The sequence below is a fragment of the Pseudomonas abietaniphila genome (assembly GCF_039697315.1).
GTDB lineage: Bacteria > Pseudomonadota > Gammaproteobacteria > Pseudomonadales > Pseudomonadaceae > Aquipseudomonas > Aquipseudomonas abietaniphila_B.
Window position 1 is genome coordinate 2,461,322 of record NZ_CP155619.1, and the last position, 12,768, is coordinate 2,474,089.

Annotated in this window: 12 protein-coding genes; 7 read left to right on the forward strand and 5 right to left on the reverse strand. The window is 59.9% G+C overall.

Features of this window, described 5'->3' with window-relative positions:
* The first annotated feature begins 171 nt into the window (after positions 1-171).
* Genes ABDX87_RS10835 through ABDX87_RS10865 form a run of 7 tightly spaced genes read left to right on the forward strand, consistent with a single transcriptional unit; the run spans position 172 to position 6,593 of the window.
* A complete protein-coding gene (locus tag ABDX87_RS10835; protein ID WP_346832862.1) occupies positions 172-1,197 on the forward strand; it encodes a glycosyltransferase in 1,026 nt (341 codons plus the stop codon).
* Positions 1,194-2,318, forward strand: coding sequence for an NAD(P)/FAD-dependent oxidoreductase (locus tag ABDX87_RS10840; protein WP_346832863.1), 1,125 nt, complete (start codon positions 1,194-1,196; stop codon positions 2,316-2,318). Before ABDX87_RS10835 ends, ABDX87_RS10840 begins: the two co-directional genes overlap by 4 nt.
* Positions 2,305-3,804 carry a hypothetical protein gene (locus tag ABDX87_RS10845; protein WP_346832864.1) on the forward strand — a complete coding sequence of 500 codons (1,500 nt, stop codon included), beginning with the start codon at positions 2,305-2,307 and terminating at the stop codon, positions 3,802-3,804. The genes ABDX87_RS10840 and ABDX87_RS10845 overlap by 14 nt, the downstream gene beginning before the upstream one ends.
* Complete coding sequence (locus tag ABDX87_RS10850) at positions 3,801-4,583, forward strand: pyridine nucleotide transhydrogenase (RefSeq protein ID WP_346832865.1); 783 nt, start codon at positions 3,801-3,803, stop codon at positions 4,581-4,583. The genes ABDX87_RS10845 and ABDX87_RS10850 overlap by 4 nt, the downstream gene beginning before the upstream one ends.
* The gene (locus tag ABDX87_RS10855; RefSeq protein WP_346832866.1) at positions 4,580-5,416 is read left to right on the forward strand and encodes a sugar phosphate isomerase/epimerase family protein; all 837 of its coding nucleotides are present in this window, start codon (positions 4,580-4,582) and stop codon (positions 5,414-5,416) included. Before ABDX87_RS10850 ends, ABDX87_RS10855 begins: the two co-directional genes overlap by 4 nt.
* Positions 5,413-5,769, forward strand: coding sequence for a multidrug transporter (locus ABDX87_RS10860; RefSeq protein WP_346832867.1), 357 nt, complete (start codon positions 5,413-5,415; stop codon positions 5,767-5,769). Before ABDX87_RS10855 ends, ABDX87_RS10860 begins: the two co-directional genes overlap by 4 nt.
* Positions 5,769-6,593 (forward strand): glycosyltransferase family 2 protein, encoded by an 825-nt coding sequence (locus ABDX87_RS10865; RefSeq protein WP_346832868.1) that lies wholly within the window; start codon positions 5,769-5,771, stop codon positions 6,591-6,593. Before ABDX87_RS10860 ends, ABDX87_RS10865 begins: the two co-directional genes overlap by 1 nt.
* 189 nt (positions 6,594-6,782) lie before the next feature.
* On the opposite strand, the gene ABDX87_RS10870 is transcribed toward ABDX87_RS10865, so the two are convergent.
* The 5 genes from ABDX87_RS10870 to ABDX87_RS10890 all read right to left on the reverse strand — a co-directional run bounded on the left by ABDX87_RS10870 (position 6,783) and on the right by ABDX87_RS10890 (position 12,741).
* Entirely contained in the window at positions 6,783-7,664 is an 882-nt protein-coding gene (locus ABDX87_RS10870) for a LysR family transcriptional regulator (RefSeq protein WP_346832869.1), read from the reverse strand.
* A 58-nt stretch (positions 7,665-7,722) separates the two neighbouring features.
* Positions 7,723-8,475 (reverse strand): maleate cis-trans isomerase family protein, encoded by a 753-nt coding sequence (locus ABDX87_RS10875; RefSeq protein ID WP_346832870.1) that lies wholly within the window; start codon positions 8,473-8,475, stop codon positions 7,723-7,725.
* A 22-nt stretch (positions 8,476-8,497) separates the two neighbouring features.
* Positions 8,498-9,817, reverse strand: coding sequence for an MFS transporter (locus ABDX87_RS10880; RefSeq protein WP_346832871.1), 1,320 nt, complete (start codon positions 9,815-9,817; stop codon positions 8,498-8,500).
* Between the two features lie 315 nt (positions 9,818-10,132).
* Positions 10,133-11,518, reverse strand: a complete 1,386-nt coding sequence (locus tag ABDX87_RS10885; RefSeq protein ID WP_346832872.1) for an MFS transporter — start codon at positions 11,516-11,518, stop codon at positions 10,133-10,135.
* Positions 11,519-11,799: 281 nt separating this feature from the next.
* Positions 11,800-12,741, reverse strand: a complete 942-nt coding sequence (locus ABDX87_RS10890) for a LysR family transcriptional regulator (RefSeq protein ID WP_346832873.1) — start codon at positions 12,739-12,741, stop codon at positions 11,800-11,802.
* Positions 12,742-12,768 lie beyond the last annotated feature (27 nt).

Here is a 12,768-nt window from a genome sequence, read left to right on the forward strand (position 1 = left end):
CGTAAACCTCCGCTATTTAACCACTCGAAAATTTGTCCGCCTAAACCTCAAAACCAGCCCGCTCTGGCTCTTTGAATAATTCCTGTTCCCTGCGTGTTCTCCTATCAATACCTGTCTGCACACCCTAATAAAAACACCGCCAGGGAAGGCCGTTTTTCAGAGTATTGCGCCATGGCCTTTTTTCCCTGTTTTCTGTCGGTGGTGTTTGTCGTTCGTAATCAGGCCGATGGGCTTGAGGGGATGTTGTGCGAGGCGACGGAGGTGATTGCGTCGATGGTGTCGGACTATGAGTTGATCATTGTCGACAACGCGTCGAGCGATGACAGCGTGGCGCAGTTGAAGCGGCTGACGGCTGAGGATGGGGTGGCGAATCTTCAGGTGTATGCGCTGACCAAGGAGGTCGATCTGGACACGGCGTCGTGGGTCGGTCTGGAGAATGCGCTGGGCGATTATGCGGTGGTGCTGGACCCGCTGGCGGACGACATTGCGTTTTTGCCGAACATGCTGGAGCACGCGGCGCGGGGCGCGGATGTGGTGTTTGTCTGCAACACCGAACACACGCCGCAGCCTTTGTTGTATCGCTTTGCCTTCAAGCTGTTTCACCGGGCGTATCGCTGGTGCAACGGGATTCACCTGGTCAAGGACGCGCCGCAGTTTCGGTTGCTGACCAAGAAGGTGATCAATTTCATTCTGCAGCACCCTAAACCCACGATGATTTATCGGCATTTGCCGGCCACGGGCGGTTTTGCGCGCACGTGCCTGACGTATTCGGCGCCACCCAAGGCGCAACCGCGCAAGCACCTCGGGGAAAGTGTCGACCGGGGCATTCGGATGCTGGTGTCGAGCACGCGCGCGCCGATGCGGCTGGTGACGGCGCTGTCGTTGTTTGGCGCAGTCATGAACCTGCTGTATTGCGCGTATGTGGTCGGCATCGCGCTGTTCAAGACCGATGTGGCAGCGGGCTGGATCAGTCTGTCGTTGCAGGAGTCGGGGATGTTTTTCCTGATTTCGCTGGTGCTGCTAGTGCTCGGTGAATACATCCTGAACATGGGAAGTTTTTCCGGCGACGGGCCGCTGTATTACATCGGGCAAGAGTTCACGAGTTGCCGGATGACCCGGCTTGAAAAGCTCAACGTCGAGGACGCTGCGCCAGTGATCAGCATGGCGAGAGCCTGGGGCGGAGAGCGCGCATCTTGATAAGCGATCCAGCGCCTTGCCATGAGGCGATCATCATTGGCGGCGGCTTCTACGGATCGGCGATTGCGATCCATCTGGCCCGACAACGCGGTTTCAAGCGCATCGTTCTGTTGGAGCGCGAAGGCGGCTTGCTCAGGCGCGCGTCCTACAACAATCAGGCGCGCGTGCATAACGGCTATCACTACCCGCGCAGCTTCACCACGGCCTATCGCAGCCGGGTCAACCTGCCGCGTTTCGTGGCCGACTGGCCCCAGGCGGTGAAGCGCGATTTCACCAAGCTGTACGCGATTGCGCGGCACAACTCGAAGGTCACTGCGCGGCAGTTCGAACGGTTTTGCCGCGATATCGGTGCGCAGATCCGGCGAGCGGATTCAGCCGCCCATGCGCTGTTCGAGCCGCGCTTGATAGAAGAGGTGTTTCAGGTTCAGGAGTACGCGTTCGACGCCACGCAACTGGCGCGGTGGGCCGTGCAGGAGCTTGAAGCATGCGGCGTGCAGGTGCGGTTGCTCACCCGCGCGACGGAGATCTATCAGGGCGCAGACCATACGCTGCAGGTGGTGACCGACAGCGAAGGCGGCCTTCAACGCCTGAGCTGCCGCTATCTGTTCAATTGCACGTACAGCGGCAGCAATCACTTCAACGGAGACTTTCCGGGGCTGGACACGGACCTGCGCCACGAGATCACCGAAATGGCGCTGATGCAGATGCCGCCTGCCCTCGAAGGCCTTGGCGTGACCGTCATGGACGGGCCGTTCTTTTCGATGATGCCGTTTCCGTCCCGCGACCTGCACACCTTGTCCCACGTGCGTTTTACCCCGCATGTGCAGTGGGACGACGACAAGTCGATCAACCCTTACGACAAGCTCGCCCGGCACGAGCGCTCCAGTCGTGTCGAGCGAATGGTACGGGATGTCGGTCGTTATATTCCGGCGATCCTCGACTCGCGGCACAGGGACTCGCTGTACGAAGTCAAGACTGTGCTGGCGAAAAACGATCGCAACGACGGCAGGCCGATTCTGTTCGAGAAACACGCCAGCTTACCGGGCTGTTACTCGGTGCTCGGCGGCAAGATCGACAACATCTACGACGTGCTGGAGAAACTGGACAATGAAGTCTTTTGATCTGCCGCGTATCGCCCCGGCGCTCGTCCTGCCCATCGCAATCGCGGTGCTGGCGAGCCTGTTCCTGACCCTCGCCACACGCTCGATCTGGATCGACGAAGCGATGCTGCTCAAGGACATCATCGCCTTGCGCAGCCCTGCCGAATTTCTCAAACCCCTGCCTTATTACGATCAGGCCGAGCCGGTGCTGGCGTCGCTGTTTTTCAAGGGAATCATGTGGCTGTTTCACTACAACATCGAGCCTTTGCGGCTGTCGGTCCTGGCGCTGTCGTGCGTACTCATCTCGCCGATGTTCGTGGTGTTTCGGCAATACCGCTGGGGCGCGGTGGTGTTTCTGTTGGCGCTGATCGGCCACTCGTTTTCGATAGGGCTGTTTCTGACCGAGCTCAAGCATTACTTCCTGGAAGTGTCGGTGAGCTTTCTGGCGATCTTCGCGCTGTGGCAGGCCGAGGAGCATGACAACCTTTATTGGCCGATCGTGATGGCCGCGCTGCTGAGCGTGCTCGGCTTCTCGACGCTGATCGTCTCGGGTGCGCTGCTGGTGTATGCGTTTCTGCGGCTCGCGTTTCGGCCGTGGGATGAACGTGGCAAGGCGACGATGGCCGCGCTCTTCGCCTCGGCATTGATCGTCGTCGCGGCGTACGCCTACATGAAGTACCTGACGGTGTACCAGCTGGGCAACTACGACGATTACTACTCGACCTCGCCGCTGGGCTCTCTGGGCGTGTTGAAGGAGGCGATTCTTGGCGCGTACGGCAAGGCGTTGCTGATCGTGTCGGCCGTGGCCAACGTTGCGCTGCTGTTCACCCACAAGCGCGGCTTCGTGTTCACGCTGAACCTGTTTTTCATCGGCATTCTGGTGGTGGTGATTGTCGGCAGAATCGTCGGGTTCTATCCGGCGACCTATCCGCGTCATGTGGTCTGGCTGGTGCCCTTCAGCATGACCCTCGCCTGCTGCGCGGTGCTGGAGTTCACCGCCAGCCCGTCTCGCCCGCTCAAGGCGTTGGGTCTGGTGTTGCTGGTGTTGATGACGCTGCAGGCTGGCAAGGCCTGTTACAACAACGTCAAGGGCGTGAACTACGAATACGTCGACAACAACGCGCTGTACGAGCACGTCGCACAAATGCCGCCCACCGAGTTTCTGGTGTACCCCGACGCTCAACCCTCGCTGGAGTACTACACGTTGCTGGACCCGCGCCTGAGCAAGCATCAGTACGTGCGTGTGTACGACGAAATCACCAAAGCCCGCGACCCGAACATGGGCAGGGTCGAGTACCAGGACTCGCTCGCCGAACTGCTGCGGCAGCGGCCCTCCCGGGATTTTTCCGTGCTGGTGTCCCACGTCAACCTGGACAAGGACATCAGCGGCCGAGGCAAGGCGCTGGAAGCCGAAATCAATCGACTCAACTGCTCCTACACCTCGTATTTCTACGTCTACAACGCCCAACTGATCCGGGTACATTGCCCGCTGGATGCGCAATTATGAGCAACGGTCTGATCGGCTTCACCGGTTTTGTCGGCTCGACCCTGATGCGTCAGGCGCGATTCGACGCGCTCTTTCGCTCGACCACTATCCACGAGATCGAGGGGCGCACGTTTGACACGCTGGTCTGCGCGGGGGCTTCGGCGCAGAAGTGGATCGCCAATCGCGAGCCCGAGGCCGACCGCAAACGCATCGAGAACCTCATCGATCATCTGCGCACCGTGCGCTGCAAGACCTTCGTTCTGATCAGCACCGTGGACGTGTTCCATACCCCTATCGGTGTGGATGAAGACTCGCTCGTGGATGAGGTCGGCCTGCATGCCTACGGCATGAATCGGCGCCTGCTGGAGTGTTTCGTCGAGGACTTTTTTCCACGTCATCTGATCGTGCGTCTGCCAGGGCTGGTCGGTCCGGGACTGCGCAAAAACGTGATTTACGATTTCCTCAACGAGAACAATCTGACGGCCATCGACAGCCGCGGCCTCTTCCAGTTTTACCCGATGGTCAACCTCGCGTGCGACATCCAGATCGCCCTCAATGCAGGCCTGAAGCTGGTTCACCTGTGCGCCGAGCCGATTACGGTCGCCGAGGTCGCAGAGCAAGGGTTCGGCGTTCCGTTCGACAACGTGCGCGGGGTCATGGCCGCGCGGTATTCGATGCAGACCTGTCATGCGGCGCTGTACGGTGCCCGGGGCCGTTATCAGTACAGCGCCCGGGAAACGTTGCAGGCGGTGCGCGCATATGCGCAATCGGAACCGCGCTCGATGGGAGTGAAAGCATGAAGCTGGCCATCTCCAACATTGCCTGGGACATCGTCGAGGACCAGGCCATCGCCGCGTTGCTCAGGCGCTATGGGGTCGATGCCATCGATGTCGCGCCAGGCAAATACTTCCCCGACCCAGTGGCGGCAACCAAGCGCCAGATCGCGGAGGTGCGCGACGCGTGGGCGGACCGGGGCATCGACATCACCGGCATGCAAGCGTTGCTGTTCGGCACCCAAGGCTTGAACGTGTTCGGTTGCGCCGCCAGTCAGGCGTCGATGCTGCAACACTTGAGCGAGGTCTGTCGTATCGGTGCCGGACTGGGCGCCACCCGACTGGTGTTCGGCTCGCCAAAGAACCGAGACCGCAACGGCCTGAGCGATCGGGAAGCTCAGGACATCGCGGTGCCGTTCTTCCGTTCGCTCGGCGACATCGCCCAGGATTACGCACTGGCGTTTTGTCTGGAGCCGAACCCCGAGTGCTACGGCGCCAACTTCATGACCGATACCCCGTCAACGGCGCAAGTCGTGCGCGAGGTCGATCACCCGAACATTTTCATGCAGCTGGACACCGGTTCTCTGACGATCAATGGCGAAGATCCTTTCGCGGTGCTGAAAGAAAACGCTGACCTGATCGGCCATGTACACGCCAGCGAACGAGATCTTCTGACACTCGGCGACGGCGATACCGCACACGCCGACATGGCGGCCGCGATCAGCCGCTACCTGCCGGATCACGTCGTCAGCATCGAAATGCTGCCCAACCGGGTCGAACCGCATCTGGAGACCGTCGAGCGAGCATTGAATGTGGCCATCCAGCATTACCGTGCAGAAGTCACGGGGCAACAGCCATGAAATGGGCGATTCTGATTTTGGGGATTCTCTCCAACGCCTCTGCCAGTGTGCTGGTGAAGATGGCAATGATGCCGCCCCGTCGGTTTCCTTCGCTTAGCGCGCCGCTTGAAGCCCTGAGCAACTGGCCGTTCTGGGTCGGCCTTGGCCTGTACGGCACTGCGTTTCTGCTTTATGCCGCCGCCCTCGCCCGCTTGCCGCTGAACATCGCGCACCCGGTGCTGACCGCCGGTGCCGTGGCCGCCGTGGCCTGTTCTTCGATCCTGATTTTTCGTGAAACCTTCTACTGGACGACAGCGGCCGGCATCCTGCTGGTTATCGCGGGCGTCGCCCTGATCACTGCGCGGGTGGCCTGATGACTGACACAACCTTCTCTCCCGGACGACCGACACTGACCAAACTGTCCCGTCAGATCCCCTATTTCGAGACGCCCTTGTGGCTGGGGCGCCAGCATGCGTATTGCGTGGTCATCCCGGTGATCAACGAAGGCGAACGCATCGTCAGTCTGCTGGCGCGCATGGCCGCGCTGTCGATCAATCAACGGGCGGACATCATCATCGTCGACGGCGGCAGTTCCGATGGCTCACTCGCCCAGGACATGCTGATGGTGACCGGGGTTCGTGGCCTGCTGGTGAAAACCTCGCCGGGTAAACTCAGCGCTCAACTGCGGTGCGCCTATGCCTTCGCCCTTGATCAGGGCTACGAGGGCATTGTCACCATCGACGGCAACGACAAGGATGATCCGCAGGCAATTCCGCATTTCATCGAGGCGCTGCAACAGGGCGTGGATTTTGTTCAGGCGTCGCGTTTTCTCACGGGCGGCGTGGCGGAAAACACACCGAAATCCCGCGACATCGCGATCCGCTTCATACACGCGCCGATGCTCAGTATGGCCTCGGGTTTCGACTGGACCGACACCACGCAAGGCTTTCGCGCCTACAGCCGCAAGATGCTGCTCGACCCGCGCATCGCTCTCTTTCGCGATGTGTTCATGACCTATGAACTGCTGGCGTACCTTTCGTACAGGGCGCCGAGGCTGGGGTTTCGCTGCCTCGAACTGCCGACGGTCAGGCGGTATCCACAGGGCAACGTGCCGACCAAGATCAGCGGCGTGAAAGGCAATCTGGCGGTGTTGGCGGTGTTGGTGCGAGCGTGCTGCGGCGGGTATGACCCGAAGTGATGGCGAGGCCTGCCCCGTCTTGTAGGAGCCGGCTTGCTGGCGAACGCGATCCGTCATTCACCATTGATGTGTCTGTTTCACCGTGTTCGCCAGCAAGCCGGCTCCTACAGGAATTGCTGTGTGTCAAACGACCTATTTGATTCAGACACACCGCAATCGCGGGCAAGCGCGCTCCTACAGTGGGCTGTATCAACCCTCGAGCACATGCTCCAGAAACAGCTGCGCGGCGGTGGACAAGCCGGCCCTGGACCTCACGCAGACGCTGAGTTCGCGGCTGGCCCATTCTTCGTTCAAGGGCACGGCAGTCGCGCCGTCCATTTTGTAAATCTCCACGCTGCCCGCCGGCATGATGCCGATGCCGACGCCGGCCTGCACCATCAGGCACAGCGCATCGTAGCTGGAGACTTCCATGCGGATTTTCAGCGAGCGGCCCATGTCGTTGGCGGCTTTAATCAGCTGAAAGTTAAGGTGCGTGCCGCTGCGCAGGGTGACGTATTCGTGGTCCAGCGTTTCGTTGAAGGTGAGCGACGTGCGCCCGGCCAACGGATGTTCGTTGGGCACTAGCAATACCAGCCGGTCGGTGCGGAACGGGAACACTTCGATGTCGGCGCCATGGGGCAGGCGGGTAAAGATGCCGATGTCGGCGCGGTTTTCCGCCACGGCCTTGGTGATCGCCAGGCTTTGCTGCTCTTCCAGGCTGACGTTGATCAGCGGGTAGAGCGCCATGAACGACTTGATCAGCCCCGGCATGAACTGCGTGATCGCCGAAATGTTCGCCAGCACGTGCACCGACCCGCGACGCCCGTGGGAATAATCACGCATCTGCACGACGATTTCGTTGAGGTTGTTCAGCGCGCTGCGGGCCATGAACAGCAACGACAAGCCCGCATCGGTCGGCGTGATGCCTTTGTTGGTGCGGTTGAGCAGCTTTGAATCGAGCAGCTCTTCCAGCTCGCTGAGCCGCTTGCTCACCGCGGCCGCCGCGATGTGTTCACGCTTGGCGGCGGCAGCGATGGTGCCTTCTTCGACAACGCTGACGAAGAGGCGCAACGAGACAGGATCGAGCTTCATGTGAGGTACCGGACGTGCTGGCCAGAATGGCCGCCATAGTACCCCGTCATCCATCGGCTCAGAACTGACCGGACAGCAGATGACCGGCGTTTGGCACCTGAGCCTTGAGGCCCAGTGTTTTCAGCATCTGGTAAACGGTCGCCACCGACGCCGACAGCACCGGCTTGTCGAGACGATCCTGTACGACCTGAATCGCGGGCAGCGAGGGCATCTGCACGCAGCACGACAGCACCACGCCATCGGCCTGACCGATGTTCAACTTGTCAGCGTGGGCCACCAGATTCATCGGGTCCAGACGACCGACTTCGAGGTTGTCGGACACTTCCAGGCTGATGGAGTCGACCACTTCGATACCGGCCGCTTCGATGTAGTCGATGACCTGTTGGGTCAGCGGCTTCATGTACGGGGTGATGATCGAGATTTTCTTGTAGTTGAGCAAGTTCAGGCTGTCGATCAGTGCGCCCGCAGAGCTCAGCACCGGCGCGTTCGACTTGTTGGACACGACGGTCTTGCCCAGACGGTCCTGGGAGACTTTGTGATAACCCGCGCCCTGGCACATGATCGCAACCAGGCAGGCGTAGGCCATGACGTCAACGCGTGCATCGCTCAACTCCAGCGCGCAGCGGTCGCTGTCGATGTCCATCTTTTTCAGCTCTTCGGGGCTCACGTGCATCATGCGCATGCGCGACGAGTGGAAGGTGAAATGCTCTTCCGGAAACAGCGAGTAACGCGAGGTCAGCATCGCCGGGATTTCGGTTTCCATGGTGGTGTTGGAGCTTGGAACGATTTGGCCGATTCGAAAGTTTTTCATGGGTCTGTCCTCTGGATGCAGATCAGTTGCCGCTGGTGAGTTGAACGCCTTTGGTTTCCTGCAGCGTGAACACCATGACGGCGGCGATGGCGTAGGAAACGGAGGCAAGAGAAATGGTGGCGGTGAAGCCGATGAGCGGGATCAGCACAGGGACCAGCTTGATCCCGACAATGGCGCCAACCCGGCCGAAGTTGAAGCAGAAACCCGACGCGGTGGAGCGGATGCTGGTGGGGAACAGCTCCGAATACCACGCGCCGAAGCCGCTGAAGTAACCGGTGAAGAAGCCCAGCAGTGCAGCCAGCGAGCCCAGCATGATGATGTTCTGGGTGGTGAACATCAGCTTGCCGTCTGTCAGCGGCATCAGGGTCGCGGAGTAGGAAAACACCGGCACCATGATCGCCATGCCGCCAAAGAAGATCGCAAATGACAGGCGGCGTCCGACGACTTCTGCCAGATAGCCGTAGGCCAGGTAACCGATGGTGGCTCCGATGCCGATCCAGATGACAAACACCGGCGCCTGATCGATGCGCACGTTCAGAATGTTCTGCAGATAGGCCGGCATGAAGGTGGTGATGATCCAGTAGCCGTACATGCCGAGCACCGAAATGCTCAGACCCAGCAGGGTCATTTTCCGGTACTGCGGGCTGAAGATTTCCATCAGCCGACCTTTGTCGGTGTTGCGACGCATGAACTCGCGGTTCGCCAGCCAGACAGGCGACTCTTTGACGAACAGCCAGATGAACACCAGCGTGAAGTACGCCGGAATCGACGCGTAGATGAACAGCGTGCGCCAGGACTCAGGGTTGCCGCTGTCGAGGAAGCTCCAGGCAAAAATTGCAGCGAGCAAGCCGCCACCCGACCAGCCGGTTTGCATCACGGCGAAGGCTTTGGCGCGACCGGCAGGCGGCCAGATTTCCGACACCAGCGCGGCTGCGGCAGACCACAGGCCACCGACTGCAATGCCGACGCAGAAACGGAACAGGTTCAGTTGCCACAGGCTGTCGGCAAACCCGCAGAGCAAGGTGCCGGTGCCATATACGAATACCGACAGCATCATGGTCTTCTTGCGGCCGATCTTGTCAGAGATATTCCCGAGGAAGAAGCCGCCGATTCCGGTTGCCAGCAGAAACCAGGCCACGGTCGATACGACATCGCCCAGGCCAACGGAGAAGGTTTTGGCGATCGCGAGCAGGACGAAGCCGAAAACAGTGGCATCCAGCGCATCGAACAGCCATGCGGCCCAGGAGCCGCCCAAAGTGGCGTAACGCTGGCCGGTGCTCAATTGAACACTGCCGTCTACGGAAGCGGTAACGGGCGCAGGCCCGACAGCAAGGGTTTTCATGGGGAAACCTCGTGGGACTCAACTTATTATTTTTGGAAACCCGTTCGACGACATGACGCACAGTTGGCGAACGGTTGGTCATTGCGACCGATGTTAGGAGTCAGAGGCGGGGGCGTATATCAGGCATTGGCGAGCTTGCCATCGCGGATGGCGATGGCAGATTGGCTAGCGCTGCATGTGAACTGTAGGAGCGCGCTTGGCTTGGGCGGCAATCCGATGAATGCATCAGGTCAGCCGATGCAAATAGCGAATGGGCCGGACAACCCGCGAGCAAACTCGCCCCCACAGGAGTCTGTGTTGGCCGGCCATTCCCGATCAGGCTTGGGAGAGTTGTCCTGCGGGCGCTGCGGTGTCGACCTTGTGATTGCCCAGCATCGCTTTGGGAATCGACAGAATCAGCCCGGCGCTGACAAACAAACACGCCCCCAGCACGTAAGTGCCGTTGTTGATATTGCCAGTCAGGTTCTCGGCCATAGCGGTGATCATCGAGCCGGTGAAACCGGACAGGTTGCCGATGGCGTTGATCATGCCGATGCCCGCCGCTGCCGCAACGCCAGACAACACCGTGCCCGGCAACGTCCAGTAGATCGGCATCAGGCTCAACACGCCCGAAGCGGAAACGCTGAGGAAGATGATCGACAGCACCACGTTGTTGGCGAAGTACGCGCTGAGGATCAGACCGATGCCGCCGATGATTGCCGGAATCGCCGCGTGCAGACGACGCTCGCCGGTCTTGTTCGAATGCCGCGCATTGAGGGTCATGGCGATGACGGCGATGCCATAAGGAATAGCGGTCAGCAGACCGATATCCAGCGGGTTGGAGATACCTGCGCTTTTGATGATCGACGGCATCCAGAACGCCAGGCCGTAGAACCCGGTGTTGAACGTCAGCAGGATCAGCACCAGCAGCCACACGCGGCCATTGAAGAACACCTCGCGCAGGCTCGACGCCTTGCCTTTGCTGTCGGTCTCCAGATTGGCCTTGAGCAGGGCCTTCTCTTCGGGCGACAGCCACTTGGCCGCATCAACGTTGTTGGCCATGAACGCCAGCACCACGAACGCCATGATTACCGAGGGAATGCCTTCGATGATCAGCAACCATTGCCAGCCGGCCATGCCCTGCACGCCTTGCATTCTGGTCATCAGCCAGCCGGAAACCACGCCGCCCAGCGTCAGGCTGATCGGCATCGCCATCAGGAAACCCGACAGGACACGGCTTTGACGGCGGGTCGGAAACCAGTAATTGAGGTAAAGGATCACGCCTGGAAAGAACCCTGCCTCACAGATGCCGAGCAGAAAGCGCAGCACGTAGAACATGGTTTCCGATTCGATGTGAAAGAACTTCGCCAGTGGCACGGTGAACGCCACGGCCATGGAGATGATGGCCCAACTGAGCATGATCCGGGCAATCCACATGCGCGCGCCGAAGCGATGCAGCAGCAGGTTGCTCGGCACTTCGAAGAGGAAGTAACCCCAGAAGAACATGCTCGCGCCGAGGGCGTAGACGGTGTTGCTGAATTGCAGGTCGTTGAGCATGTCCAGCTTGGCGAAGCCAATGTTTACGCGGTCCAGATATGCGGCCATGTAGCACAGCAGCAGGACAGGGAGGATGCGCAGGATGACTTTGCGGTAGGTGCGGTCTTCAAAGCTGGCTTGCCCGGCACCCGAAGGCTCGGGCAGGCGTGGGGAAACGGTTTCCATGGTGGGACCTCCAGGCACATGGATGCGCCTGTATTGTTGTTATGGAGGGTCGAAACACGGACAGATGTTACCGATAACAGACAGGCGTGACTACCGTAAATGCGGGTCGGGACAATGACATGTTTCCATTGATTGATAACGCGGGGTTATCGAAGGTCACACCTGAATTTACTGTGGGAGCGAATTCATTCGCGAAAAAACCTTGTTCCAATGCAGAGGTGAGTTTGAAACCGAATCGCGAATAAATTCGCTCCCACAGATGATTTCGGCAGTCAGGAACATTAACTGCGTGCCGCCTGCGCATTCGCCAGCAGGATCCCGGCAAATTCCGACGCAGCCCCCAGCAACGGCTCGCCGCGACGGGTGAGTATTCCGTAATCCTGCGGCGCGAGTTTCAGCGGGGTGTTGAGCACTTTCAGCAGTCCGGTTTCCAGATGCGGCTGCGCCATCGAGGCCGGCAGCATGGCGATCATCGGCCCGGATTGAAGCACCTGGAGGAAGGTCTGCATCGAGATCGTGTCGATGGTGTTCTTGGGCGTTGCAATGCCGGCCTGCGCAAACGCCTGTTCCATGCGCGCGCGGATGGGCGTACCGACCGGGTAGAGAATCCACGGCCACTTGCCCAGTTCCTGCAACGGCGTCTCCTCCAACTCCGTCAGCGGATGACGGCTGTTGACCACCATGCAGAACGGCTCGGGCGCCAGCGCCTGGAAGTCATACACCTGTTGCTGGTTTTCGTCGGTGTAACGCGCAACGGCCAGGTCGAGTTTTTTGTCGTCGAGCATTTCCATAAGGTGATCGCTGGTCTGCTCGACCACCTCGATGGAGAGCAACGGCCAGCGTTTCTTCAATTGAACGATCGCGTCGGGCAACACCACCGCGGTCGCCGCGAAGATCGCACCCACCTTCAGAAAACCATGCCCGCCTTCGCGCAAGCTGCTGATCTGGTCGACAAACTTGTTCGCATCGTTCAGCGCAATCTGCGCATAACGCACCACGTGCTCGCCCAAGGCGGTCGGCGGCATGTTGCGCGGAAGGCGTTCGAACAGATCGAAGCCAAGCAGGCGCTCGATCTCGCGCAGCATCTTGCTGACTGCCGGCTGGCTCAGGTTCATGTGCTGGGCAGCGGCGTGCATGTTGCGGGTCCGCGCCAAGGTATCGATCAGCACCAGGTGCTTGAACTTCAGCCAATTGCAGACCGTGGAAAAGGAAATGTCGGACATGGAAGCAGCCTCGATTCGCGATAACCC

Excerpts from the sequence above, each read along its gene's own strand:
- ABDX87_RS10870 (WP_346832869.1), bottom strand. The coding sequence starts at position 7,664 with ATGAAGCTCGATCCTGTCTCGTTGCGCCTCTTCGTCAGCGTTGTCGAA.
- ABDX87_RS10835 (WP_346832862.1), top strand. The coding sequence starts at position 172 with ATGGCCTTTTTTCCCTGTTTTCTGTCGGTGGTGTTTGTCGTTCGTAAT.
- ABDX87_RS10890 (WP_346832873.1), bottom strand. The coding sequence starts at position 12,741 with ATGTCCGACATTTCCTTTTCCACGGTCTGCAATTGGCTGAAGTTCAAG.
- ABDX87_RS10875 (WP_346832870.1), bottom strand. The coding sequence starts at position 8,475 with ATGAAAAACTTTCGAATCGGCCAAATCGTTCCAAGCTCCAACACCACC.
- ABDX87_RS10865 (WP_346832868.1), top strand. The coding sequence starts at position 5,769 with ATGACTGACACAACCTTCTCTCCCGGACGACCGACACTGACCAAACTG.
- ABDX87_RS10860 (WP_346832867.1), top strand. The coding sequence starts at position 5,413 with ATGAAATGGGCGATTCTGATTTTGGGGATTCTCTCCAACGCCTCTGCC.
- ABDX87_RS10880 (WP_346832871.1), bottom strand. The coding sequence starts at position 9,817 with ATGAAAACCCTTGCTGTCGGGCCTGCGCCCGTTACCGCTTCCGTAGAC.
- ABDX87_RS10850 (WP_346832865.1), top strand. The coding sequence starts at position 3,801 with ATGAGCAACGGTCTGATCGGCTTCACCGGTTTTGTCGGCTCGACCCTG.
- ABDX87_RS10845 (WP_346832864.1), top strand. The coding sequence starts at position 2,305 with ATGAAGTCTTTTGATCTGCCGCGTATCGCCCCGGCGCTCGTCCTGCCC.
- ABDX87_RS10855 (WP_346832866.1), top strand. The coding sequence starts at position 4,580 with ATGAAGCTGGCCATCTCCAACATTGCCTGGGACATCGTCGAGGACCAG.
- ABDX87_RS10885 (WP_346832872.1), bottom strand. The coding sequence starts at position 11,518 with ATGGAAACCGTTTCCCCACGCCTGCCCGAGCCTTCGGGTGCCGGGCAA.